Annotated in this window: 23 protein-coding genes and 1 tRNA gene; 14 read left to right on the top strand and 10 right to left on the bottom strand. The window is 69.2% G+C overall.

What is annotated here, in order from left to right; all coding sequences use genetic code 11:
- Positions 1 to 92: 92 nt before the first annotated feature.
- Both I2487_RS01115 and I2487_RS01110 read right to left on the bottom strand, forming a co-directional pair.
- Positions 93 to 1,010 (bottom strand): phosphatase PAP2 family protein, encoded by a 918-nt coding sequence (locus I2487_RS01115; protein ID WP_207169946.1) that lies wholly within the window; start codon positions 1,008 to 1,010, stop codon positions 93 to 95.
- 21 nt (positions 1,011 to 1,031) lie between these two features.
- On the bottom strand, positions 1,032 to 2,555 hold the full coding sequence (locus I2487_RS01110; protein WP_207169945.1) for an alanine/glycine:cation symporter family protein: 1,524 nt from the start codon (positions 2,553 to 2,555) through the stop codon (positions 1,032 to 1,034).
- A 102-nt stretch (positions 2,556 to 2,657) separates the two neighbouring features.
- Between I2487_RS01110 and I2487_RS01105 the strand changes: the two genes are divergently transcribed.
- A complete protein-coding gene (locus I2487_RS01105; protein ID WP_207169944.1) occupies positions 2,658 to 3,413 on the top strand; it encodes an MBL fold metallo-hydrolase in 756 nt (251 codons plus the stop codon).
- A gap of 36 nt (positions 3,414 to 3,449) precedes the next feature.
- Here the strand turns inward: I2487_RS01105 and I2487_RS01100 are convergent, their stop codons facing one another.
- Positions 3,450 to 4,418, bottom strand: a complete 969-nt coding sequence (locus I2487_RS01100; RefSeq protein ID WP_207169943.1) for a phosphatase PAP2 family protein — start codon at positions 4,416 to 4,418, stop codon at positions 3,450 to 3,452.
- Positions 4,419 to 4,461: 43 nt separating this feature from the next.
- Here I2487_RS01100 and I2487_RS01095 point away from each other — a divergent pair, with 43 nt between their 5' ends.
- From I2487_RS01095 to I2487_RS01085, 3 genes are all read left to right on the top strand, one after another.
- On the top strand, positions 4,462 to 5,547 hold the full coding sequence (locus I2487_RS01095) for an o-succinylbenzoate synthase (protein WP_255545817.1): 1,086 nt from the start codon (positions 4,462 to 4,464) through the stop codon (positions 5,545 to 5,547).
- Positions 5,544 to 7,610 (top strand): 2-succinyl-5-enolpyruvyl-6-hydroxy-3-cyclohexene-1-carboxylate synthase, encoded by a 2,067-nt coding sequence (menD, locus tag I2487_RS01090; protein WP_207169941.1) that lies wholly within the window; start codon positions 5,544 to 5,546, stop codon positions 7,608 to 7,610. The genes I2487_RS01095 and menD overlap by 4 nt, the downstream gene beginning before the upstream one ends.
- 157 nt (positions 7,611 to 7,767) lie before the next feature.
- Positions 7,768 to 8,208: an SRPBCC family protein gene (locus I2487_RS01085; RefSeq protein ID WP_207169940.1), complete on the top strand. Its 441-nt coding sequence runs from the start codon at positions 7,768 to 7,770 to the stop codon at positions 8,206 to 8,208.
- A 27-nt stretch (positions 8,209 to 8,235) separates the two neighbouring features.
- Here I2487_RS01085 and I2487_RS01080 read toward each other — a convergent pair whose 3' ends face one another.
- Positions 8,236 to 9,612: an isochorismate synthase gene (locus I2487_RS01080; RefSeq protein ID WP_207169939.1), complete on the bottom strand. Its 1,377-nt coding sequence runs from the start codon at positions 9,610 to 9,612 to the stop codon at positions 8,236 to 8,238.
- A gap of 60 nt (positions 9,613 to 9,672) precedes the next feature.
- Between I2487_RS01080 and I2487_RS01075 the strand changes: the two genes are divergently transcribed.
- Complete coding sequence (locus I2487_RS01075; protein WP_345941290.1) at positions 9,673 to 10,401, top strand: demethylmenaquinone methyltransferase; 729 nt, start codon at positions 9,673 to 9,675, stop codon at positions 10,399 to 10,401.
- 21 nt (positions 10,402 to 10,422) lie between these two features.
- A complete protein-coding gene (locus I2487_RS01070) occupies positions 10,423 to 11,475 on the top strand; it encodes a polyprenyl synthetase family protein (RefSeq protein WP_207169937.1) in 1,053 nt (350 codons plus the stop codon).
- Positions 11,476 to 11,477: 2 nt separating this feature from the next.
- On the opposite strand, the gene I2487_RS01065 is transcribed toward I2487_RS01070, so the two are convergent.
- Together I2487_RS01065 and I2487_RS01060 are read right to left on the bottom strand one after the other, a co-directional pair.
- On the bottom strand, positions 11,478 to 12,011 hold the full coding sequence (locus I2487_RS01065) for an HIT domain-containing protein (RefSeq protein ID WP_207169936.1): 534 nt from the start codon (positions 12,009 to 12,011) through the stop codon (positions 11,478 to 11,480).
- Positions 12,008 to 12,451: a hypothetical protein gene (locus I2487_RS01060; RefSeq protein ID WP_207169935.1), complete on the bottom strand. Its 444-nt coding sequence runs from the start codon at positions 12,449 to 12,451 to the stop codon at positions 12,008 to 12,010. The genes I2487_RS01065 and I2487_RS01060 overlap by 4 nt, the downstream gene beginning before the upstream one ends.
- Positions 12,452 to 12,550: 99 nt before the next feature.
- Between I2487_RS01060 and I2487_RS01055 the strand changes: the two genes are divergently transcribed.
- Positions 12,551 to 13,990, top strand: a complete 1,440-nt coding sequence (locus I2487_RS01055) for an FAD-dependent oxidoreductase (RefSeq protein ID WP_207169934.1) — start codon at positions 12,551 to 12,553, stop codon at positions 13,988 to 13,990.
- A gap of 100 nt (positions 13,991 to 14,090) precedes the next feature.
- Here the strand turns inward: I2487_RS01055 and I2487_RS01050 are convergent, their stop codons facing one another.
- Positions 14,091 to 14,972: a M48 family metalloprotease gene (locus I2487_RS01050; RefSeq protein ID WP_207169933.1), complete on the bottom strand. Its 882-nt coding sequence runs from the start codon at positions 14,970 to 14,972 to the stop codon at positions 14,091 to 14,093.
- 275 nt (positions 14,973 to 15,247) lie between these two features.
- Here I2487_RS01050 and I2487_RS01045 point away from each other — a divergent pair, with 275 nt between their 5' ends.
- Both I2487_RS01045 and I2487_RS01040 read left to right on the top strand, forming a co-directional pair.
- Complete coding sequence (locus I2487_RS01045) at positions 15,248 to 16,483, top strand: Na/Pi symporter (RefSeq protein ID WP_207169932.1); 1,236 nt, start codon at positions 15,248 to 15,250, stop codon at positions 16,481 to 16,483.
- 173 nt (positions 16,484 to 16,656) lie between these two features.
- Positions 16,657 to 16,953, top strand: coding sequence for a hypothetical protein (locus I2487_RS01040; RefSeq protein ID WP_207169931.1), 297 nt, complete (start codon positions 16,657 to 16,659; stop codon positions 16,951 to 16,953).
- Between the two features lie 71 nt (positions 16,954 to 17,024).
- Here I2487_RS01040 and I2487_RS01035 read toward each other — a convergent pair whose 3' ends face one another.
- Both I2487_RS01035 and I2487_RS01030 read right to left on the bottom strand, forming a co-directional pair.
- A complete protein-coding gene (locus I2487_RS01035; RefSeq protein ID WP_036473196.1) occupies positions 17,025 to 17,513 on the bottom strand; it encodes a YajQ family cyclic di-GMP-binding protein in 489 nt (162 codons plus the stop codon).
- Between the two features lie 141 nt (positions 17,514 to 17,654).
- Positions 17,655 to 19,022, bottom strand: a complete 1,368-nt coding sequence (locus tag I2487_RS01030) for an aminotransferase class I/II-fold pyridoxal phosphate-dependent enzyme (protein WP_207169930.1) — start codon at positions 19,020 to 19,022, stop codon at positions 17,655 to 17,657.
- A 207-nt stretch (positions 19,023 to 19,229) separates the two neighbouring features.
- Between I2487_RS01030 and I2487_RS01025 the strand changes: the two genes are divergently transcribed.
- A tRNA-Tyr gene (locus I2487_RS01025) sits at positions 19,230 to 19,314 on the top strand.
- A 145-nt stretch (positions 19,315 to 19,459) separates the two neighbouring features.
- The gene (gene trxA, locus I2487_RS01020) at positions 19,460 to 19,846 is read left to right on the top strand and encodes a thioredoxin (RefSeq protein ID WP_207169929.1); all 387 of its coding nucleotides are present in this window, start codon (positions 19,460 to 19,462) and stop codon (positions 19,844 to 19,846) included.
- A gap of 24 nt (positions 19,847 to 19,870) precedes the next feature.
- On the opposite strand, the gene I2487_RS01015 is transcribed toward trxA, so the two are convergent.
- Positions 19,871 to 20,977, bottom strand: coding sequence for a DNA-3-methyladenine glycosylase family protein (locus I2487_RS01015; protein ID WP_255545815.1), 1,107 nt, complete (start codon positions 20,975 to 20,977; stop codon positions 19,871 to 19,873).
- Positions 20,978 to 21,094: 117 nt separating this feature from the next.
- On the opposite strand from I2487_RS01015, the gene I2487_RS01010 reads away from it, so the two are divergent.
- Genes I2487_RS01010 through I2487_RS01000 form a run of 3 tightly spaced genes read left to right on the top strand, consistent with a single transcriptional unit; the run spans position 21,095 to position 24,421 of the window.
- Positions 21,095 to 22,636 carry a pyridoxal-phosphate dependent enzyme gene (locus I2487_RS01010; protein ID WP_207169928.1) on the top strand — a complete coding sequence of 514 codons (1,542 nt, stop codon included), beginning with the start codon at positions 21,095 to 21,097 and terminating at the stop codon, positions 22,634 to 22,636.
- A complete protein-coding gene (locus I2487_RS01005) occupies positions 22,633 to 23,790 on the top strand; it encodes a cystathionine gamma-synthase (protein ID WP_207169927.1) in 1,158 nt (385 codons plus the stop codon). The genes I2487_RS01010 and I2487_RS01005 overlap by 4 nt, the downstream gene beginning before the upstream one ends.
- A gap of 4 nt (positions 23,791 to 23,794) precedes the next feature.
- Positions 23,795 to 24,421 (top strand): MOSC domain-containing protein, encoded by a 627-nt coding sequence (locus I2487_RS01000; protein ID WP_207169926.1) that lies wholly within the window; start codon positions 23,795 to 23,797, stop codon positions 24,419 to 24,421.
- Positions 24,422 to 24,525 lie beyond the last annotated feature (104 nt).

Genomic DNA, 24,525 nt, shown 5'->3' with positions numbered 1-24,525 from the left:
GACCGGGCGGCTCTGCGTGCGGGGCATGCAGCTCAGGGCGCACGGCTCAGCGTCAGGGCAGGGCGCGCGGCAGGCAGCTCGGGGCGCGCGGCTCAGCGTGTGCGAGAGGTGCGGGTCAGGTGCCGGGTCTCGCTGGAGAACAGCGGGATCAGGACCGCGCTGAGCAGGAACGCCGGGGCGCAGGACAACGCGGCCCCCGCCATGAACAACCACGGGCTGGGTGAGGCCGTGGCCCCTGCCAGGCCGTGGCGCGCCACCGGTCCCAGCAGCGCGGCAAGCCCGAGCGCCGTGCCGATCACCCCGAGCGTCAGGCACAGTCCCGCCTGCCGGCCTCCCGGGATTCCAGGTTCGGCGGGCAGCGGCGCGAGCTGCGGGTCGCCGGCTTCGACGTGGTGCACCACGGCGCCGCCGAGCAGGGTCCACGCCGCCACCACCAGATAGGCCGCCAACATGTCGCTGGGCAGGTGCCAGCCCTCGATGAAGATGTAGCCGCCCCATCCGGCCGCCCAGATTGCGGCCAGGACGCCCCAGAAGGCGCGGTCCCGGGGCCGGCAGATCAGGAACGCCGCCGCTGCGGCACCGGCGGCCATGGTCGTGTGACCGCTGGGCAGCGAGTTCATCGGCCAATCCCCGCTCAGACCCACCAGCGCAGGGCGTGAGGACCAGACCAGCTTGATCAGCTGCGTGGTGATGTTGGACCCCAGCGCCACAGCGGCCCCGCAGAGCAGGACCAGCCAGCGCTGGTGGGGTCCGCGCTGATGTCCCAGCGCCAGGCAGGCCAGCGCCGGGGGCAGCAGGATCCACACGGTGGCCCAGGTTCTGTGCGCGTTCAGCTCAGGCAGCGGATTCCAGGTGCCTGCGGCGGTGCGCTGCATCATCTGGTCCAGCAGCTGACCCGGCCCGGTGCGGACCGCGCCCAGGTAGAGCACCCCGAAGAGCGCCACACACAGCAGAAACCCGGCCACCCACCGCTCAAGGTGGAAGGCCGGGTTTCTCTGGTGCTGGGGCATGCGGCCATTCTGCCGCACGGCTCAGCGGTGGGTGTGCGTGTGCTCCGGCTCCGCCTCCTGCGGGGTTCCGAGCGCGGAGGCCGGTCGGTGATCGGCCATATCCGCCTCGGTCCAGCACTCGATATTGCGCAGATCCGGCATGTCAGTGGCCAGGAACAGCGGATCCAGCCCCTGCCGCTTCTGTGCCTCGTAGTGCTTGAGCAGCCGCACAGCGGTACCGCCCAGCAGGGTGATCACCACCAGGTTGTACAACGCGATGATGACCATCGTCACACCCGCGATCGCCCAGGCCAGGTCCACCGGGATGATCGCGCCGAGGAAGACGACGCCGGTGAGCGCCACCGCGTAGATCTTGCGGCTGGTCTCGGAGTTCGAGATGAAGAGCACGTTCATCTCGCCATAGGAGTAGTTGCCCAGGATCGAGGTGAAGGCCAGCAGCAGGATGATCACCGCCAGAGCGAGGGCACCGAAGGCCCCGAAATTCGTGGTCAGCGCCGCCTGGGTCAGCTCACCGCCGACGTTGGTCTCGGCCCGGACCGCCTGATCCGGGAAGGTCACCAGAATGATGAAGGCCGTGACCGAGCAGATGATCAGGGTGTCCAGGTAGACGCCCAGAGTCTGCACCAGGCCCTGCTTGACCGGGTGGGAGACGTCCGCGGTGGCCGCGACATTGGGCACCGAGCCCATGCCGGCCTCGTTGGAGAACATGCCGCGCTGGACCCCGGCCATGATCATCGCGCCGAAGGCGCCGCCCGCGGCGGAGGTGAAGTTGAAGGCTTCGCCGAAGATCATCCCGACCACCGCCGGTATCGCTTCGATGTTCAATGCGACCACGACCAGGCCCAGCAGGATATAGGCCATGGCCATGACCGGGACAACCCGCTGGGTCACCTGCGCCACCCGGCGCAGACCGGCCAGCACCACGACGCCGGTGAGTCCGGCGAGCACCACGGCGAGGATCCAGACCATGCTGGTGGTGTCCTGAAGGCCCAGCTCGGTCGCCGCTCCGGTGGCGGCGTCGACGATCGTGTTGGACTGCAGCGAGGTGAAGGAGAGCGCGAAGCAGAAGATGAAGATCAGCGCGAAGACGATGCCCCCGGACCGGGTGCCCAGCCCACGCTCGATGTAATACGCGGGCCCACCCTTGAAGGTGTCGAAGCGGCGGACCTTGTAGAGCTGAGCCAGGGTGGACTCCACGAAGGAGGCCGCGGAGGTGAAGATCGCCATGAGCCACATCCAGAACACCGCGCCGGGCCCACCCATGGCGATCGCGCCGGCGACTCCGGCGATGTTGCCCGTGCCCACCCGGGCGGAGGCGGTGATGGTGAAGGTCTGGAACGCCGAGAGCGAGCGGGTCCGACCGTTCGCATCGCTGGTGGCCTTGTCCTTGATGGCCCGGAACATGTCCGGGATATGCCGCAGCTGGACCAGCCGGGTGCGGAAGCCGAGGTAGAGGCCCACGAGGACGATCACGGGAATGCCGAGCCACGTCCATGCGGAATCCTCGATCAGGCTGATCGATGAGAGGAGATCTTCGCTAGTCATAATGGCCAGACTCTACCGCCCACGACGCCCCAAGGATCCTCCCAGGCTGTGTGCGGATGGTGAGGCAGAATGGTGGCAACTACGGTTTCACAGAAGGTGATCATGATGGACCACGCTCCCGAATCCGCGCACTTCCGCGGCCTGGAGGACCACGTCTTCCTCGCCGAACGGGGCGGCCCCACGCCGCTCAACGTCGGGCTGGTCCTGGGGGAGGACGCCGCCGTCCTCATCGACCCGGGGCCCACCGACGGCGACCACGCGGCCCTGCTGGCCGCGGTGCGTGAGCTCAGCTCCGCCGAACTGATCGTGGTCAACACCCACGGCCACCCCGACCACGTCGGGGCCAACGATTTCCTGCGCGGCCAGGGCGTGCGGCGGATACTCGCCCACGCCGACGCCGGTGTGGAGACCGCCACGGAACTGGTCTCCGAGGAACCGGTGACGCTGCCCCTGGGCGGCGGCGTCGAGGTGGTCCTGGAGCACCTCGGTCGCGGCCACACCCAGGGCGACCTGGTGATCGGTGTCCGCGCCGAGGGCTCCACCGGGGTCATGTTCTGCGGTGACCTGGTCCGCGAGGGCGATGACCCGGAGTTCCACGACTCCTACCCCAAGGAATGGGTCCGCGCGCTCGGCCGGCTGTGGTCCATGGCCGGCAGCTACAGCCGGTTCGTCCCCGGCCACGGCCACGAGGTCGACGCCGAGTTCATCGCCTCGATGCGCCGACGGATGCAGCAGGGCTGCAACGTCTCCTCCCAGGCCATCCGGGAGTCGGTCAACGACGCCACCAAGGCGATCCCGATCGTGCCCTATGGCCCCGGAGAGTCCCGCGAGCTGATCACCCGGCTGCGCGGCCGCTGAGCTGCGCGCGCTCGAGCCGCTGCAGCTCTGGGCGGCTCAGACCCGGTAGAGCTCGCTGAACTCCGGCGGGATCGGGTAGCGCACCGTCTCACCCTTGGGGGAGGGAACCGGCGCGCCGCGCTGGCGCCGGCCGGTCTCGGCGCCGAAGAGGTTGATCCCGGCGGCTGCCATCAGGAAGCCCGGTCCGAGGGAGAAGAACAGCCCGGCGAACCAGTGCCAGAGGCTGGGCTCCTCTCCGGCCAGCGCGATCCCGCTCCAGCCGCCGGAGAAGAGGAAGCACAGCACCGCCAGCACGGTCAGGGTCACCCCGAGGAACCAGGCGAGGCCGGCCAACGGCGCGGTCTCGGGCTCGTAGTCCACCACCGCGGTGTTCCACTCGGGGCCGGTGCGCATCACCAGCCAGCCGCCGATCAGGGCCCACACCGCGACCACAAGGTAGGCCGCGATCACGTCCGCCGGGCGGTGCCAGGCCTCGGTGAAGGTATAGGCCCCCACGAGCCCGGCGTAGAACGCGGCGAGCACCGCGACGAAGGGACGCTGCCGCGGGGAGCTGACCAGGAAGACCGCCACCGCCATCGAGGCCGCCAGGGTGGTGTGTCCCGAAGGCAGCGAGTTCCCGGTCCAGTAGGGGACGCCGTTGTCGAGGTCGGGACGCTCGAGCCAGAGCGTCTTGAGCACCTGGGTGGAGAGGTTTGCTCCCACCACGGTGCCTGCCGCGATCAGCGCGGCCAGGAAGCGCTGCCGGGCCAGCACGACCACCAGGAAGATCACCGCTGGCAGCGCGATGATCACCGGGCTCAGCCACCAGAGGTCGAAGCCCCGCTCGGAGAGCGAGCTCACCCGCTCCGCCGCGGCGTCGAGCATCGCGTACTCCACCCACTGTCCGGAGTCGGAGCGGACGAAGTACTCATAGACCGCGATGAAGACCGCGCAGCAGAGCAGGATTCCGACGATCCACAGGCCTGTGCGCCGGGCCGGGGGACGAAGTGCGCGGGCAGCTGACATGTGCATCAGTATCGCAGGTCCACCCCTGCCTAGACTGAACGTCATGGACGATCACACTGCGGGCCGCGCAGGCCGCAACCTCAGCCGGCCGCTCCCCGAGCTGGAGGAGATCCTGGTCCAGGCGCACGTGGTCTCGCTGCCGCTGCGGACCCGCTTCCGCGGACAGACCCGGCGCGAGGCGATGCTGTTCCGCGGGCCTGCCGGATGGGGAGAGTTCTCGCCGTTCCCGGAGTACCAGGCGGCTGAGTCCGCGCAGTGGCTGCGCGCCGGCATCGAGGCGGGCTGGCAGGGCTGGGGTGAGCCGCTGCGCCGGCACATCCCGATCAACGCCACCATGCCGGCGGTGTCCCCGGAGCAGGTGGAATCGGTGCTGACCCGATTCGGCGCGGTGGACTCCATCCCGGCGGTCAAGATCAAGGTCGCCGAGCCCGGGCAGACCCTCGAGGACGACGTCGCCCGGTTCCGCGAAGTCCGGCGACTCGTGCCCCAGGCCGGGCTGCGCGCCGACGCCAACGGCGGCTGGAGCCTCACCGAAGCGGTGCCCGCGCTGGAGCGCCTGGCCGAGGTCTCCGGCGGGAACTTCGAATACGCCGAGCAGCCGGTGGCCGGGGTCGAGTCGCTGGCGCAGCTGCGGGAGGCGCTCGCCGCCGCCGGCGTCAGCTCTTCGGGATCGCCGCTGCGGATCGCGGCAGATGAGGCGGTGCGCAAGGCCGAGGATCCGCTCCGGGTGGCCAGGCTCGGCGCCGCAGACCTGATCGTGGTCAAGGTCCCCCCGCTCGGCGGGGTGGAGCGCGCGCTGCAGATCGTGGCGCAGGCAGGCCTCGATGCGGTGGTCTCCTCGGCGCTGGACACCTCGGTGGGCCTGGCCGCCGGACTCGCGCTGGCCGCACGGCTGCCGGAGCTGCCCTACGCCTGCGGGCTCGGCACCGCCGCATTATTCGAACACGACGTCCTGGAGGCACCGCTGATCCCGGCTGCCGGGGTGCTGGCGGTCCCCGGTGCGGTGGAGCCCTCGCCGGAGATGCTGGCGCGGCACCGGGTCAGCGCCGAGCGTGAGCAGTGGTGGATCGCCCGACTGCGCGCCGCCCACCGGGTGCTCGCCGCGGAGCTTCTAGGATTGGGGACATGACCACACCCAGGCGCCCGTTCCGTGAGTTCGACGACGCCTATGACGTGGAGTCCCTGCGGCTGGCGCGGCGCGTGATCCGCGGGCTGACCATGACCATGCGGCATATCGTGCTCGCCCCGGGCTCGCGCTCGGCGCCGATGGCCTATGCCCTGCGTGAGGCCGAGGAGCTCGGCGCGATCACCGTGCATGTGCGCATCGATGAGCGCTCCGCGGCGTTCACCGCGCTCGGGATCGCGATGGCCACGAAGTCCCCCGCCGGGGTCGTGACCACCTCCGGCACCGCAGCGGGGAACCTGCTTCCAGCGATGATGGAGGCCGACCTCTCCGGGATCCCGTTGGTGGCGATCACCGCGGACCGGCCCGAGGAAATGCACGGCACCGGCGCGAACCAGACCACCTGGCAGCAGGGGATGTTCGCCGGTCGGGTGCGCGATGAGATCCACCTGGAACAGGGAGAGGCGCGGCTGGAGCCGGAGTCGCGCGATGACATGCTCGCCGCCGAGACCCAGGTGGGGCTGCTGCTGCGCGTCGCGACCGGGCCCACCCCCGGACCGGTGCACCTGAACATCGGCTTCCGCGACCCCCTGGTCCCCGCCGCCCCGCAGCAGGGGCAGCGAGCCGGCGCCCAGCGCTGGGCCCGCACCCCCTTCGCCCCGCGTCGCCGAGTCACCGACTCCGCCGAGCAGCTGCGCGCCGAGATCATCGGCAGCGAGATCCTGGGCAGTCCCGCCGCGCAGGGACCCTCCACCGGGCAGGGACCCTCCGCCGCGCAGGGACCCTCCACCGGGCAACCCCCTGAGTCCCTGACCGGTTCCCCTGCCGAGCCCCCGACCGGTTCCGAGGCGAGCTCCGAATCGGGCTCAGTGGCGGAATCCTCGGCGGAGCAGGTGGCGCAGTCCTCGGCGGAGACGACCGCTGAGTCTCCGGGTGAGTCTCCCGCAGAGGCCGCGGCAAGGTTCGAGGCCGGGCTGGGCACCGCACGCACCGTCTTCGTCATGGGCGCCGATGCTCCCGCCGAGGCCCGCGAGCTGGCGCGACGGCTAGGACACCCGCTGCTCGCCGAGCCCAGCAGCGATGCGCGCTGGAGCGATCTGGGCACCATCCAGGGATACCGGCTGATCCTTCAGGCACCGGAGGGTTCCCCTGCCAGCCTTCTGGCCGGCAGCGTCGAGCGCGTCGTCGTCGCCGGCCGGCCCACGCTGACCCGGCCGGTGCAGCAGCTGATCAACCGGGACGACGTCGAGGCGGTCCAGTACGCCCCCGGCGGAGAGGCCTGGTTCGACCACCGGCTCGCCCGCCGGAAGCTCCACGATCTGCTCGCCCTGGCGCAGTTTGCTGCGATGGCGCCTCCGGGCTGGCAGGACTCCTGGACCGAGCGCGGGCTCGCCGCGCAGCGGCTCATCGATGCCGCGCTCACCGAGCAGGAGGCCCTGACCCAGGGCGAGCTCTCCTCGGTACGGGTGGCGCAGTACGTGGCGGAGACGGTCAAGACCCCGCTGCTGCTGGGATCCTCCTCGGTGATCCGCGACGTGGACCTCGCCGCAGTGCTCAACCGCACGGTGCTGGGCACCCGCGACGACGCCCGTCGGGTCTACGCGATGCGCGGCCTGGCCGGCATCGATGGCAACCTCTCGGCCGCCTCCGGGATCGCGCTGGCCCGCAGCACCCGGGTGACCGCGCTGGTCGGGGACCTGACCTTCCTCCACGACATCAACGCGCTGCTGATCCCGGCCACCGAGCGCGAACCTGACCTGGACATCGTGGTGGTCAACGACTCCGGCGGGGCGATCTTCGACCAGCTCGAGCACGGCGCGGTCGGGCGTCGGGAGGGCCAGGCCGAGGCGGTGGAGCGGTTCTTCGGCACGCCGCAGACCGTGGACATCGAGGCGCTCGCCGACGCCTATGGCCACGACTATCACTTCGCCGAGGACCTCGACTCGCTCGGGGAGGGGCTCTCCGGACTCGAGGACCGGGTCGGCATCCGGATCATCGAGGTGCGCACCGATCGCAGCGTGCTGCGCGACTTCCACGCCAGGCTCCGCGCCGCCGCCGCCGAGCTCTGAGCCGCCAGGTGCACCACCTCGGTGTCGGGCACTTCAATGCGGTGCCTTCACCCTTGCCTGCGGAAGCCCAGCGGGTCAGGCTGGAATCAGAGCACAGACCGGGCAGCCCATGCGGTGGCTGTGGTGAGGTGGAGAGGATTGCGTCGAGGAGGACGTCATGCCGGAGTTCCATGCGAAGGTGACCATCGACCGCCCGCCGGAGGAGGTGTTCGCGTACATGGTGAACCCCCAGACCCAGGAGATCTGGCAGTCGGGGATCCAGGAGTTCGCCGCGGATTGGGGTGATGATCCTGCGGTGGGTGATCATTCACGGGGCACCGTCAAGGTGGCGGGAAAGAAGCTGAGGTGGGAGACGGAGGTCACCGAGGTCAAGCGCCCGGAGAAGGTCGTCTTCCGCACCGTGGAGGCACCGTTCTCCTTTGAGATCACCTACTCGCTGACACCGGTGGGCGACTCGACGGAGGTCCACTACGACGGGTCCACCTCGGCGACGGGCGGCTTCTTCGGCAGGCTGGCCGACCCTCTGGTGGCCCTGATGTACCAACGCGAGACGAACGGCAACCTGGGCAATCTGAAGACCATCCTCGAAGCGCGCTGAGGGCGCTTGCCACCGGGTGCCCCGGGGTCAGGGCTGGCGAACGCCGAGGGCGCCGAGCATCGGGCGCATCTTCGCCCAGGTCTCGGCGAGCTCCTCCTCGGGCACGGACCCGGCCACGATCCCGCAGCCCGCGAAGAGCCGGATCGCGGTGCCCTGCTCCTCCAAGATCCCGCCGCGCAATGCGATGCCGAAGTCGGCGTCGCCGTTCGCGTCGATCCAGCCCACCGGCCCCGAGAACGCCCCGCGGTCCAGCTCCTCGAGGGTGGAGATCAGCTCGGCGGCAGTGGCCGTGGGGGTGCCGCAGATCGCGGCGGTGGGGTGGGCCCGCTCAGCCACCAGCAGCGCCGGGGTCTGCGCGGTGAGCTGGCCGGTCACGTCGGTGGAGAGGTGGAAGACGTTGGGCAGCTGCAGGACCGCCGGGGGATCCTGAGCCCGCAGGTGCTGCGCCACCGGCGCGAGCTGATCCAGCAGCGACTGCGCCGCCAGCCGATGCTCGTCGCGCTGCTTGGGGTCCTCCAGCAGCATCTGCCGCGCCTGCTCCAACCCGGCTCGACCGTCCACGGTGCCGGCCAGCACCCGGGCGGAGAGCTCGCGGCCGCGGATCTTTACCAGCATCTCCGGGGTCGCCCCCAACACGTCTCCGGCGAGATAGGTCCAACAGTCGGCATAGTCCGCGGCCAGCGCTGCCAGCACCGGACCGGGGGCCAGCGGGGCATCGGCGGCGACGACGACGTCGCGAGCCAGCACCAGCTTCTCCAGCCGGCGGTGCCCGATCGCGTGGACCCCGGCACGCACCGCGCGCAGATAGTGCTGCTCCGAATGGGTGCCCTGGATCAGCGAGGTGGCTGCGCTGTCGCTGGGCCGGCCCGCGGCCGTCCCGCGCCGCGAAGGGGCCAGACTCAGCCGGCGGCCCTGAAGCTGCAGCGAATGTTTCGCCAGGAGACCCTGGACCCGACGCAGCATCGCGGCGTCGTCGTCCTCAGCCTCGAAGGGCTCATCCAGTGCCGAGGCTCGGAAGACCGCGGTGATCCACGCGGTGCCCTCGAAGGCGCCCAGGGTCAGCTCGGGCAGGATCAGGTGCGAGTCTGCGGCCGAGGTCGAGGAGTAGGTGATCGAGGTCAGCGCCACCGGGCCGGCTCCGGGGATCCTGCGCAGCTCCTGCGGCAGCCGGGAGGACCGGGCCAGCGGGGCCAGATGCTGCTCATGCCACTCGGCCAGCTCCGCGAAGCGCTCGGCGCCCCGGGTGCGGACATGCGCGGCGGTGCCCAGACCGATCAGTCCCTCGCCGCGCAGCAGCCAGACGCCGCTGGGATCCAGGTCCGGCAGCAGATCCGCCAGCGTGGTCGACTCCGGAAGGTCCACCACCAGCGTGGTGGCGTCGAGGGATCCGGGCAGCGCTGTCATGGCTGGACAAGTCTAGGACATGGCGGCGGGGGCGATCCGCGCATGTGGGAGAATGCCAAGGTGAATCGCCCCAGCACCGGAAGCCGCGCCAGCCTCGCGAAGAAGCCCGAGGACGTCGCCTCGATGTTCGACGAGGTCGCCGACCGTTATGACCTCACCAACGACGTGCTCTCGCTGGGCCAGACCAGGCGCTGGCGCAGACAGCTCGTTGCCGCGCTCGACGTCGCCCCAGGTGAGCGGGTCTTAGACCTCGCCGCGGGCACGGGAAGCTCCACCGAGCCCTTCCACGACGCCGGTGCCCAGGCAGTGGCCTGCGACTTCTCCTCCGGCATGCTCCAGGTGGGCAAGAAGCGCCGCCCGGATATGACGTTCATCGCCGGGGACGCCATGAGCCTGCCCTTCGCCGATGACACCTTCGACGCCGTCACGATCTCCTTCGGACTGCGTAACATCGTGGACCCGCTGGCCGGGCTGCGCGAGATGCTCCGGGTCACCGCGCCGGGTGGACGGCTCGCCGTGATGGAGTTCTCCGACCCGGTGAACAAGGTGTTCAACACCGTCTACAACGAGTACCTGATGCGCGCGCTGCCGCCGGCCGCCCGGGCGGTGTCGTCGAATCCCGAGGCCTACGTGTACCTGGCCGAGTCCATCCGCGCCTGGCCCGACCAGGACCACCTGGCCGCGGAGATCTCCGAGGCCGGATATGCCTCGGTGCTCTACCGGAACCTCAGCGGGGGAATCGTCGCGATTCATCACGCCACCAAGCCCAGCGCCCTCCCCGCCTCCTGACCCTGGATAGGCTAGACACCGATGACTGAATCCCCAGCTGATCCCCTGACCGCGAAGCTTCCGGCCGGGTTCGACGTGCTGGCCGACGACGTGGCGCTCGCCACCGAGGTCGCCGAGGCCCTGACCCAGGTCGAGGAGGAGCTCCTCGGCTCCCTGGCCAGCGCCGACGAGCTGGTCAACGCCTCCGCACGCTACCTCGCCCAGGCCGGCGGCAAGCGGGTCCGCCCGCTGCTCACGGTGCTGACCTCGATGCTCGGCAACGGCATCGATGACCGGGTCCGCCGGGCGGCCGCGGTGATGGAGATGACCCACCTGGCCACGCTGTACCACGACGACGTCATGGACTCCGCACCGGTGCGCCGCGGGGCGCCCGCCGCCCACCAGGTGTGGGGCAACTCGGTCGCGATCCTCACCGGTGACCTGATCCTCGCCCGAGCCTCACGGCTGATGTCGGAGCTCGGCGTGGAGGCCTCAGAGATCCAGGCCCAGACCTTCGAGCGCCTGGTCATGGGGCAGCTGCACGAGACCGTGGGCCCGCGGGAGGATGAGGACGCCTACGCCCACTACCTGCGCGTGATCGGGGACAAGACCGGCTCGCTGGTCGCGGCGGCCTCCCGGCTCGGCGCGCACTTCGGGGGCTGCTCGGCGCAGACCATCGGGATGCTCCAGGAGTACGGCGAAGCGGTCGGCGTGGCCTTCCAGCTCGCCGATGACGTCATCGACCTCACCGCCGACGCCGAGTCCTCCGGCAAGACCCCGGGGACCGATCTGCGCGAGGGCGTGCCCACGCTGCCGCTGCTGCTGCTGCGCCAGCAGGCCCAGGACGCCTCCGCGCCGCAGGACCAGCAGGACGCGGTCGCGCTGCTGGCCATGCTCGACGCCGACCTCAGCTCCGACGCGGCGCTGGCGCAGGCGGTGGCCGCCGTCGTCGCCCATCCGGTGACCGAGCAGTCCTGGCAGGTGGCGCACAGCTGGGCCGAGCGGGCCAAGCAGGCGATCGCCGAGCTCCCGGAGTCCACCGTGAAGTCGGCGCTGATCGCTTTCGCCGATGCGGTGGTCGAGCGCGAGGGCTGAGTTCAGCCGCTCGATCCCGCCGAGCCTGCGCTGCCGCCGGCCAGCACCTGCAGCAGCGCCGCGCGCAGCTCCAACGCCTTCTCTGCACGCACCGCGACCTCGACCGGGTGCCGGACCTGCCGGTAGAGCATGTCATCGGCATAGCGCGGGAACACATGCAGGTGGTAATGCCACACGTGCTGGTTCCCGGCCGGCTCGTTGTGCTGCCGCACCGAGGTGCCCTCCGGCTCCCAGGCGAGCTTCATCGCCTTGGAGACCTCGCGGGACATGATCGCGATCTTTCCCAGCAGCGCATCGTCGAGGTCGTAGAGCGCCTCACGGTGCTGCACCGGGGAGATCATCGCGTGACCCTCGTGCGGACCGAACCCGTCACAGGCCATGAAGACCATCAGGTCCTCATCCCGATAGACCAGGTCGCTGAGCTCGCAGCGGTTCGCGGGATCCTCCACCTCGCCGCGGGCCAGCCCGCAGAACGGGCAGCTGTACCCCGCCGGGGCGTGAGAGCTCCACAGGTCCGCCAGCTCCGGGACGCTCACGCCTCCTCCTCGAAGGAGAACTCCAGCAGGTCGAAGATGAACTCGCTGACCGTCGCGCCCTCGTCGTTCCACATGCCGGAGTTGCTGCTGCGCCGCACGATCAGCGGATCCGGGACATCCAGCGTGTCCACGTCGACGCCCCAGGCCCAGCGCTCCTCCTCATCTTCGAGGAAGAGCAGGTGTCCGTCCTCGACGACGAGCTCATCGGGGTCGAAGAAGAAGTGATAGGCCTCCATGATCTCCTCGCAGCGGCCCAGCGCCAGGTAGAACTCCTCGAGCACCTGCGGGAGCCGGGGTCGCGCCTTGAGATCGTCGGGCAGCTCGGAATCGGCGATCATCTGGCGCAGCTCTTCGACGGTGAGCCCCTCGGCGGGGGTCCACTTGGCGTCGAGATAGGCGGGCACCAGGGAGCGGAACTTGTCGAGGAACATATCAGGCATGGACTCAGTCTAGAAGACCGGGAACAGAGTCATTCGCCCCCGACGTTCACCCTAATACGGCATACTGTGCTGAGTTAATCAATCAGAAGGAACCCATCCGTGTCCCAGAATTCCTCGCAGCGGCCAGCAGACCGGGCGATCCGAATCGCCGTCATCGGCGCCGGCCCCGCAGGCGTCTATGCCTCCGACATCCTGGCCAAGGCGCAGAAGAAGAGCGACTTTGAGTTCAGCATCGACCTCTACGACCGGTATCCCGCGCCGTTCGGGCTGATCCGCTACGGCGTCGCCCCTGATCATCCGCGGATCAAGGGCATCGTGAAGGCGCTGCACAAGGTGTTGGACCGCGGCGACATCCGGCTGATCGGCAACGTCGAGATCGGCAAGGACCTCACTCTGGAGGACCTGCGTCGGCACTACGACGCCGTGATCTTCGCCACCGGCGCGATCAAGGACGCCGAGCTGGACATCCCCGGCATCGAGCTGCAGGGCAGCTTCGGCGCCGCCGACTTCGTCTCCTGGTACGACGGCCACCCCGATTACCCCCGCGACTGGCCGCTCACCGCGGAACGCGTGGCCGTGATCGGCAACGGCAACGTCGCCCTGGACGTGGCCCGGGTGCTCTCCAAGCACGCCGAGGACATGCTCACCACCGAGATCCCGGAGAACGTCTACAACGGGCTCAAGGCCTCACCGGTCACCGATGTCCACGTCTTCGGGCGGCGCGGCCCCGCCCAGGTGAAGTTCACCCCGCTGGAGCTGCGCGAGCTCTCGCACAGCCGCGACGTCGACATCGTGCTCTACGAGGAGGACTTCGACTTCGACGAGGGCTCCGATGAGGCGATCAAGACCAACAACCAGGTCAAGACGATGGTCAACACCCTGGGCAACTGGCTGGTGGAGCAGGAGGAGCGCGAGGCCGAGGCCTCCCGCAAGCTTCACCTGCACTTCCTGCTGCAGCCGGTGAAGATCCTGGAAGGCACCGATGCCTCAGGTCAGGGCACCGGCGCCGTCGCGGGCATCCGCTTCGAGCGCATGGAGCTCGATGGCACCGGCAATGTGCGCGGCACCGGGGAGTTCCAGGACTTCGACGTCCAGGCCGTCTACCGTGCGGTGGGCTACCTGGGCTCCGCGATCCCCGGGCTGCCCTTCGACGAGCGGCGCGGCGTGCTGGTCAACGAGGCCGGACGGGTCACCGAGCAGGACGGCGCCCACGTGAACGGCATCTACGCCACCGGATGGATCAAGCGCGGACCGGTCGGGCTGATCGGGCACACCAAGGGCGACGCCCTGGAGACCATCGGCTGCCTGCTCGAGGACCTGCACCACCTGCCGGTGGCCCCGGAGCCCGCCGAGGACGCGGTGATCGAGCTGCTGGAATCCCGCGGCGTGGAGTACACCACCTGGGACGGCTGGCAGAAGCTCGACGCCCACGAGGTCTCGCTGGGCGAGGCCTATGGTCCGCTGCCCGACGGCGGCGCCAGGGAACGGGTCAAGGTCGTCGAGCGCGAGGACATGATCCGGATCTCCCGGGAGGACTGAGCTTCACAACGGGCCCTCCTGACACAGCAATGCCCCCGAGCCGTCTGGCGCGGGGGCATTGCTGTGTCGGCCGTGGATCACCGGGCACGGCCCGGGCGCCTCAGCTGGGGCTGTGCCCGGCCATCGCCTCGAGCCGGGCGATCCGCTCCGGCATCGGCGGGTGGGTGCTGAAGAGCTTCTTCGCCCGAGCCCCGAAGGGATTGGCGATCATCATGTGGGCGTGCGCATCGTGCTTGGGGTCCTCTTTCATCGGGTAGCGCGAGATGCCGCGCTCCAGCTTGTCCAGGGCCGAGGCCAGCGCCAGCGGATCTCCGGTCAGTGCGGCGCCGTCGGCGTCGGCGTCGTACTCCCGGGTCCGGCTGACCGCCATCTGGATCAGGCTGGCCGCGATCGGCATCAAGAACACCGCGACGATCGCGCCGACCAGCGCCAGCGGGTTGCCGCCCTGGTTGTTGCCGCGGCCGCCGCCGAAGAGCAGGAAGAACTGGCTGATCGTGGTGAGGAACCCGGCCACCGCGGCGGCCACCGAGGAGATCAGGATGTCGCGGTTGTACACGTGCATCAGCTCATGGCCGGTGACCCCTCGCAGCTCGCGCTCGTTGAGCAGGTTCAGGATGCCCTCGGTGAAGCAGACCACGCCGTTCTCCGGGTTGCGCCCGGTGGCGAAGGCATTCGGCGTGGGCGCCGGGGCGATGAAGATCCGCGGCGCGGGCTGCTGGGCGCGCTGCGCGAGCTCCTCGACCATCTGGTAGAGCTGGGGCGCCTGCTCCCGGGTCACCGGATAGGCCTTCATCGCCTTCAGTGCGATCTTGTCCGAGTTCCAGTAGGAGTAGGCCACGGAGACCAGGCCGATCAGCCCGAAGACGAAGATCAGTCCGGGGGTCTGGGTGGCATAGGCGATCACGGCGCCGACGAGCAGGAGCATCGCGAAGAGGAACGCGAGCAGACCTGCGGTGCGCAGCCGTCCGTGGTGCTGGTGCATGGACTCTCCTCAGAGGGGTTCAGGGGTGAAGCCGGCCCGCTTGTGACCAAGAACATTCTACTCGGGCCGGGTTTCGGCGGATCGTTCACCTGCAGTTCACCTTCCCGTGTGACGCTCGTCAGGCACGCGGCGCACAGTGTTCCACGGCCCTTCATCCGGCAGTGATAACCGCCCCTGTGATGCACCTCGCGCCAGCTGTCAGGACCGGATCCAGGCAGTGCCAGCGCTACGACTTCAGCAGGCTCACCCACGCTCGTGTTCCAAGAGGAGATTGCATGTCCGCACCGTCGATCCAGGCCCCACAGCGGGTCGCCGGCACCGTAGACGAAGCACCCGCCAAGCGACCCGTCAGCCCCTTCGAACGGTTCGGACTCTCCGGTCGCGCCCTGGATGCCGTGAACTGGCTCTCCGTGGCTCTGGCCATCTACGTGCTGATCACCGCGGTCAACGTCATCGGCACCGGGTTCGGCATCGCCACCGGTGACCAGGCCGAGAGCCTCTTCGCCTTCGCGACCAACCCGATCATCGGACTGATGATCGGCATCGCGGCCACCGCGCTGACCCAGTCCTCCTCCACCACCACTTCGGTGACCGTGGGCCTGGTCGCCGGCGGGCTGCCGCTGGGGGTCGCGATCCCGATCATGCTCGGCGCCAACATCGGGACCACCCTGACCAACACGCTGGTCAGCCTCGGCATGGTGCGCGAGCAGGAGTCCTTCCGCCGCGGCTTCGCCGCCGCGACCGTGCACGACTTCTTCAACCTCATCGCCGTGGTGATCTTCCTCCCGCTGGAGATGATGTTCAGCCTGCTCGAGCGGCTCTCCACTTTCTTCGCCGGACTGGCCGTAGGAACCGACGGCGGCCCGGTCGCCTATGTGCTTGCCGGAGTGGGTTCCACCATCAAGGCCGGCACCAAGCCGCTGGCGAACCTGATCGAGGACACGCTGAGCTTCATCCCGGGCAGCTGGCACGGGGTGGCGATGATCGTCGTCGCCATCGTGCTGATCCTGCTGGTGATCAACTTCATCGGCAGGCTGCTCAAGGTGCTGCTGGTCGGCAAGGCCAAGCAGGTGCTGCATGCGGCCATCGGGCGCGGTCCGATCGCCGGCATCGGCTCCGGGGCAGCCGTCACCGTGATGGTGCAGTCCTCCTCGACCTCCACCGCTCTGATCGTGCCGCTGGCCGGTTCAGGCGCCTTCACGCTCAAGCAGCTCTACCCCTTCACCCTGGGTGCGAACATCGGCACCACGGTCACCGCGCTGATCGCGGCCTTCGCCTTCGATGGTCCCGCCGGTGAGATCGCGCTGACCGCCGCGCTGGCGCACCTGCTGTTCAACGTGCTGGCGACGCTGATCATCTTCTGCACTCCCTGGCTGCGGGACCTCCCACCGCGCGGAGCCACCTGGCTGGCCGACCTGGCCGCAGAGAAGAAGGTCTTCGCCTTCGCCTGGGTCCTGGGCGTGTTCGTCGTGATCCCGCTGGCGCTGATCGGGCTGAGCATCCTCTTCTGATCCCCGCGTCTCAACCCCGCGTCTCAACCCCGCTGGTTGAGTTCTCCCGTGGATACGTATCCGCCGGAGAACTCAACCAGCGGGGTTCATTCGTGCGTCGAGTCGCGCTAGCCTGGGGCGCTGGACGTTGATCGCGCAGGTCAGCGCCATGACACCGACTCCGAGGAGCCCCCATGACCCTGACCACGCTGCTGAGCGCCGGCGACGCCAATCCGATGGTGCCCAACTCGATGGAGGTCATGGGACTGGGGTTCTCTCTGTTCCTGCTGGTCTTTCCGCTGCTCGCGCTGGCTCTCGCGATCTGGGCTGTGGTGCTGGTCATGCGCACTCACACCCTGGACATCACCGCGAAGGGCGTGCTGCTCCTTCTGGCACTCTCGGCTCCGATCCTCGGGCCGATCCTGGTCCTGCTGCTCTGCCGCCAGAGTCGCCGCGAAACACCTGCCGCGGCAACAAACCCCGCCAGCTGAAGCATCCGGTCGAGACGTATCGACCGGAGAACTCAACCGGCGGGGTTCGTGGTGAGGAGGTGGGGGGAGGGTCAGCGCATGTTGACGAACTGCAGGTCGGCGTCCTCGAAGTTCTTCAGCATCGCGATGACCTCCTGCAGGTCGTCGCGGGACTTCGAGGTCACGCGCAGCTCGTCGCCCTGAATCGTGGCTTTCACGGTCTTCGGGCCCTCGTCGCGGATCAGCTTGGTGATCTTCTTCGCGGTGGGCTGGTCGATGCCCTCCTTGATCTCACCCTCGATCCGGAACTCCTTGCCCGAGGCGTAGGGCTCCCCGGAGTCGAAGGACTTCAGTGAGATGCCACGCTTGACCAGCTTGGAGCCGAAGACGTCTTCCACGGCCTTGGCGCGCTCCTCGGAGTTGGCCTTGATCAGAAGCTTCTCCCCGGAGTAGTCGATCTCCGCGCCGGTGCCCTTGAAGTCATAGCGCTGGGCGATCTCCTTCTGCGCCTGGTTCAACGCATTGGCGACCTCCTGCTTGTCCACCTTCGAGACGACGTCGAACGTCGAGTCCTTAGCCATGGGTACCTCCTGATCGGCATGGATATGTGCCGCCGAGTCTAATCGTCATGGCCCGCCGTCCCATCCGCGTCCAGCCGAGACGACGCCAGGGTCGACCCCGATGGGCCGACCCTGGCGTCGTGGATCACGCGAAGCCGCTGCTCAGACGAAGGTGGAGTTCAGCCCATCCTCGGTGGCGCGCAGGATCAGCTGGGCGAGACCGTCGAGCAGCTCCTTGTCCTCGGGCAGCTGGGCGCAGGAGATCCGCAGCAGACCGGTGGGCTGTTCGGTCATATGCGAGCTGCTGCCGACGTCGGTGATGACGCCCTGGGCGCTGAGCGTGAGCGCCGCGGTGCGCTCGTCGGGGACCTGGACCCAGATCGCCCAGCTCGCCGGGCCCGCGTGGGCCGTGAGGCCGACCTCGGCGAAGGCCTCCAGCGCCATCCGACGCCGGTTCGCATAGCGGGTCCTGGCGCTGTTGAGCCGTCGCCCGGCGCTTGGATCGCGCAGCAGGAAGGCCAGCGTGTTCTGCAGGATGCGGCTGTTCGAGCTGACCCCGCCCGAACGCTCGGCGATCGCCCCATTGATGAGCTGCTTGGGCCCGGACATCACGGCGGTGCGAAGGTCCATGCCGTAGGCGCGTTCGAAGCCGATCACGCGCAAGGTGCGCTCAGGCAGCAGGGTGTCCAGGGAATGCGCGAAGGGGTCCACCTCGGCGAGCGGGCCCAGCGGGTCCTCCTCGATGATGACGGTCTCGGGGGAGGACTCCAGCACCTGAGCGAGCTCCTGGGTGCGCTCGGTGCTCAGGATGTGGCATGGCGAGAAGGCTCCGCCGGGGCTGTGCACGAACGCCACGGCGCCGGCGTCGAGGGCTCGCTGCAGCGCCTCGGGGACCGGGCCGTGCTCATCCACCGGGACCCCGATGGTGCGCAGCCCGAGGCTCTTGGGCACCGAGAGGTATCCGGGGGAGGCCGGTTCCTCCACTGCGATCAGGTCCCCGCCGCTGGTCACGGACTTGGTCGCGAGCCAGAGCCCCTCGGTGGCGGAGGAGATGGCGGCGAAGCTGCGGGTCTGGGTGCTCTGGGCCTGCTGACCGAGCTTCTTCTCCACTGCGCGCTGCAGCTCGGGCAGGATGTGCTCCCGGCTCCAGCTGTGCAGCTGCGGCTGCTTGAGGCTGCGCACCATGGCCTCCTCCAGGGAGGGCAGGAGCCGCAGGTCCGGGCTGCAGTGCAGCAGGTCGACGCCGGACCAGCTGCGGAAGTTGGGCCCGCCGACGTCGCCGGGCTCCACGATGCGGGTCCCGCCGCGCCGGCGGGTCTCGACCAGGTTGGACTCGCGCAGCAGGCTCCAGGCCTGGGCGATGGTGCCGACGCTGACCCCGATCTCGGTGGCGAGGTCACGCACGGTGGGCAGACGCATCCCGCCGCTGAGCGTGCCCGCGCTGATCAGCTCGCGCACCTGCTCCGCGATGCCGCTGGGGCTGCGTTCGCTCAGGTGTCGTGCCAGTGTCTCGGCCTCGATATCGGCCACAGTGCTCCTTGAGGGTGGGTGCTGGGTAGGGGCATGCATCTGTGCGGCCGAACTGAACGGGACCGTCCCGCACGCATGTGTGGTTGGGGCCAACCATACTCCTTGTTCAACAAACCGATTCGAAAATTTCCGGTGTTGTCGCTAAAGTAATGGGGTGCCTCATGCGGGGCACCGAAAACTCCTCTGGGAGTATTCGTGTGGTTGCACGGCAGATTACCCGAGCGGCCAAAGGGGGCTGACTGTAAATCAGCTGGCATCGCCTACGGGGGTTCGAATCCCTCATCTGCCACCACATCGTTCTAGGGCGGTTCGGATCTCAAGGATCCGGACCGCCCTTTTTCGTGTGTCCGTGGCCGGTTCCGCTGGGCGCTTAAGTGGGCCCGGGGCGTCGGGGGAGAGGCCGACAACGCGGCGCTCCTCGCGTAAGGTGGCGAGGCATGGCTACCACTGATCTGACCACAACAGACTTCCAGCAGACCCTTGAGGACAGCGACATCCTGCTCGTCGACTTCTGGGCCGACTGGTGCGGCCCCTGCAAGCAGTTCGCTCCGGTGTACTCACAGGTCTCCGAGCAGCACCCCGATGTCACCTTCGGCAAGGTCGACACAGAGGCCGAGCGTGAGCTCGCCGCCGCCGCGAACATCACCTCGATCCCGACCCTGATGGCCTTCCGCGAGAAGGTCCTGGTCTTCTCCCAGCCCGGTGCGCTGAACGCCGAGCAGCTCACCGAGGTCATCACCGCGGTGAAGGACCTCGACATGGCCGAGGTGCATCGGCAGATCGCCGAGGACGCGGCTGAGCAGGACACCAAGCCGCAGGGCTGAATCTCCAGGCCCGATCCCCGCCGCTCAGCGGCCCCGGTGATCGGCCGGGGTCAGCTTCGGCCCGTACTTCTGATCCCGGAAGCCTGAGAGCTTCAGCAGTCGAATGATGCGCTGCCGGTGCGGGGCATAGGGGCTCAGCAGGCGCAGCATGCCCGCGTCGTCGGTGCGCGCCCCGGTCATCGCGGCTCCGACGAAGTTGCTCAGGTGATAGTCGCCGACGGAGGGCAGATCTGCCGCTCCGTGTGAGCGCTGCAGCGCTTCGGCCACCGTCCACTCGCCGATCCCCGGAATTGAGCGCAGCCGAAGGCCCAGTTCGGCCACCGACTCCGTGTCCACGCCGGTGTCGGCGCTGAGCCTATGGATCGTGAGGGCGCGTTCAGCCACCCGCTGGATGGTCTTGGACAGGGCCGGTTGGACCCAGAGCTGATGCCACTCCCAGGAGGGGATTCGACGCAGCTGCGCTCCGGTCAGCGGCAGCCGCATCCACTCAGGGGTCGGGACCTGCGCCGAGGCCGGGGGCGCCTCCCCATGACGGCGCAGCAGCTGGCGCCAGCCCGTGCGCGCCTGGTCGTGGGTGACCTTCTGCTCGAAGGTGGCCGTCACCAGCTGGTCGAAGAGTCCTCCGGTGGCCGGCAGGCGCACGCCCGGATGCCGCCGGCGCACCCTGACCAGTGCATTGGAGAGCTGATCGCCCAGGGCATCGAGCAGCAGCTCGGTCTCCAGCCAGCTGTCCTGGACCCCCAGGATCTGCGCCGCTCGCTGCGCGGCGAGATCGGCCACCACCTCGGCGGTGATGCCCGGACCGGCTGCGGCCACGCGCACCCGGACGGTGGCTGCCCGGAGCTGGTCGAAGCGCAGCGTCGCAGCCCCGAGCTCCGCCCCGGTCGGAGCATAGAGGCGTTGGCACATCCACGCCCCGGCTCCGGGCGTTCCGCGCGGGCCCCCGGTCATCGACCGGGCGCCGGGGTCCACCCGGATGCTCGGGTCAGCGGCTCCGCGCTGCAGCACCGACAGCGTCCGGGGCAGGTCCACCGGGCCGCCGAGGTCCAGCAGCACCTCCTGCTGGTGCGTCGCCCTGCTCGCCCCGTTGCTCGCCCCGATCCTCGTTCCGGCGCTGGGTCCCGTGGTCATGCATCCACTGTGGCACAGGCGGTGAGGCGGTGCGGCCAGGCGCAGATCGGCAGCGCGACGTTTCGCCGAAAGACGGAATCTGACTGATCTGCTCGGGGCATCGGTAGAGTTGGCGACATGAAATATGCCCAGTCCGTCGTCGAGCTGATCGGCCGCACCCCCCTGGTGAAGCTGAACCGGATCACCGAGGGTGTCTCTGCCACCGTCCTTGTGAAACTCGAATACCTCAACCCCGGTGGATCCATCAAGGATCGCATCGCGCTGAAGATGATCGAGGAGGCCGAGGCCGCCGGTCTGCTCAAGCCCGGGGGAGTGGTGGTCGAGCCGACCTCAGGCAACACCGGGGTCGGACTGGCCCTGGTGGCGCAGCAGAAGGGCTACCGGTCGGTCTTCGTCACCGTGCCCAAGGTGGCCCAGGAGAAGCGCGACGTGCTGCGCGCCTATGGCGCCGACGTCGTCGTGGGCCCCGCCGGCGTGCCCTCCGAGTCCCCCCTGTCCTACTACGGGATCTCCGACCAGCTGGCAGCCGAGATCGAGGGCGGCTATAAGCCGGACCAGTTCTCCAACCCGGCCGCGCCGAACTCGCACTACGAGACCACCGGCCCCGAGATCTGGGAGGACACCGAGGGCAAGGTCACCCACCTCGTGGTCGGTGCCGGCACCGGCGGCACCGTCACCGGCTCCGGGCGCTACCTCAAGGAGGTCTCCGCCGATCGCGAGGGTGGGCCGGTGCGCGTGGTGGTCGCTGACCCCGACGGCTCCATCTACTCCGGCGGTGAAGGCCGCCCGTACTTCGTGGAAGGCGTCGGCGAGGACATCTGGGTGAAGAACTACGACGCCTCCATCCCCGACGAGCATCACGCCATCTCCGACGCCGAGTCCTTCGCCATGGCGCGACGCCTCGCCACCGAGGAGGGTCTGCTGGTCGGCGGCTCCTCCGGCACCGCCGTGGTCGCGGCGCTGCGGGTCGCGAAGGACCTGGGCCCGGAGGACGTGGTGGTCGCGGTGCTGCCCGACTCGGGTCGCGGCTACCTGGGCAAGATCTTCAACGACCAGTGGATGATCGACCACGGCTTCGGTGCAGTGGTCTCGAACTCCACCGGTGTCGAGATCAGTGTGAAGAGCTCCGAGGAGCTCAGCGAGGCGGTGGACACCGGGCTGATCGGTGCCGACCCGGCCGCTGATCACTCCGACGACGCCACGGCCCAGGGCGCCGCCGCGCCGGTCACGGCCTCCGACGTGCTGCTGGCCAAGAGCTCGCTGTTCTCCTCGGCGATGCCCGAGGTGGTCTCGATCTCCCGGCACACCACGCTGCGCGAGGCGGTCTCGGTGATGAACCGCTACGGCATCGACATCGTTCCGGTGATCGACCAGCCGGGCCGGGTGGCCCGGATCGGGGAGGTCTACGGCGTCGTCGATGTCGCCCACCTCTCCGAGGACCTGATCGTCGGGCACGCCACCCCTGATGAGCTGGTGGCCGACCACCTCTCCATCGATCTGCCGCTGGTGGGAATCACCGAGACCCTCCCGCAGATACTGAAGAAGCTCAGGAGCAACCCGACGCTGCTGGTCGCCGAGGACGGCGACATCGTCGGGGTGCTCACCCGCAATGACCTGCTTGCGCACCTCTCAGGTGCCCAGGAGAAGGAGACCCGATGACCGAGAACCGCCACGGATTCGCCACCGACGCCATCCACGCCGGACAAGAGATCGATGAGGTCTTCGGGGCAGTGGTGCCGCCGCTGCACTTCTCCACCACCTACGCCCCCGACGGGATCGGCAACCTGCGCCGCGGCTACGACTATGGCCGCGCCGGCAACCCCACCCGCACCTCGCTGCAGACCCAGCTGGCCGCGCTGGAGGGTGGACGCCACGCGTTCAGCTTCGGCTCCGGGCTGGCCGCCGAGGACGCCATCATCCGCGCCGTGACCCGGCCCGGGCAGCGGATCGTGATGGGCAACGACGCCTACGGCGGCTCTTACCGCCTGATCAGCCGGATCCACGGCGACTGGGGCATCGCGAACACCCCGCTGGATCTCACCGACCTCGACCGGGTCGAGGCCGAGCTGGCCAAGCCGGACGCGACGCTGCTCTGGGTCGAGACGCCCTCGAACCCGCTGATGGCCATCACCGACATCGCGGCCCTGGCCAAGATCGCCCACGCCAACAAGGCGCTGCTGCTGGTGGACAACACCTTCGCCAGCCCCTACCTCCAGCAGCCGCTGGCGCTGGGCGCGGACATCGTGGTGCACTCCACCACCAAGTACATCGGCGGGCACTCCGACGTCGTGGGCGGCGCCGTGATCACCTCCGACGACGAGCTGGCCGCCTCCATCGGCTTCCAGCAGTTCGCCGTGGGCGCGGTCTCCGGCCCGCTGGACGCCTACCTGACCACCCGTGGGCTCAAGACGCTGGCGGTGCGGATGGACCGGCACTGCAGCAACGCCCAGGCGATCGCCGAGCACCTGGTGGACCACCCCGCCGTGGAACGGGTGCTCTACCCGGGACTCCCGGACCACCCGGGCCACGAGCTGGCGAAGGCGCAGATGAGCGGCTTCGGCGGCATGGTCTCGATCCAGCTCGCCGGCGGCGAGGCGGCGGCCCGGAAGGTCGCCGAGGGCACCCGGCTGTTCATCCTCGCGGAGTCCCTGGGTGGCATCGAGTCGCTGATGAACTACCCGCATGAGATGACCCACGCCTCGGTGCGCGGCACCGAGCTCGCCGTCCCGGAGAACCTGCTGCGTCTCTCGGTGGGCATCGAGGATGTGGCGGATCTGATCCACGATCTCGACACCGCCCTCGCCGGGCTCTAGACCGGTGACGGAGGCCTCGCCGACCTGCCTGGCCGGCGCCGCGGACCGGCTGGGACTCACCGGCACGGTGGACGCGGTCTGCGTGGTGCACCAGCTGATCGAGGACGCCGCCGGCACGGTCGGCGTCAGCGGGATCGACAAGCGTCCGGTCTCCGGCCCGGTGAAGGTGCGCACCCTGGGGCTGCATGGTGACGTGCAGGCCGACCGGAAGCATCACGGCGGGACCGAGAAGGCGGTCTACGCCTACGCCGCCGAGGACGCCGCGTGGTGGGCGACCGAACTGGGCCGCGATCTCCCATCAGGCAGCTTCGGGGAGAACCTGCGGCTCTCCGGGATCGATCTCGACGGCGCCCACCCCGGTGAACGCTGGCAGATCGGAGATCAGGTGGTGCTCGAGGCCACGGTTCCTCGGATTCCATGTGCGACCTTCGGGCGCTGGCTGGACCAGCCCGGCTGGGTGAAGCGATTCATCGCGGCCGGCCGGCCCGGCACCTACTTCAAGGTCATCACTCCCGGTACGGTGCAGGCGGGGGACCGCGCCGCCGTGATCGCCGTCGCGGAGGCCCCCGGTGCGAGCATTCGGGAGACCGCCCGGCGGGAGGGCCCCGCCCGGGCCCGGCCGAACGACTGAAGGCCCAGCTCAGCGCTGCGGGAGTGAGCTTCGTCTCCAAAGGCGACAGTCCGGGCCCACCTGGGCTAGACTGAACAGGCATTCTCCGGATATTCCCGTTTTCT

The sequence above is a fragment of the Nesterenkonia sp. E16_10 genome (assembly GCF_017347085.1).
Classification (GTDB): domain Bacteria; phylum Actinomycetota; class Actinomycetes; order Actinomycetales; family Micrococcaceae; genus Nesterenkonia.
The sequence above is the reverse complement of the archived record's forward strand: the minus strand, read 5'-3'. Positions and strand labels throughout refer to the sequence as shown.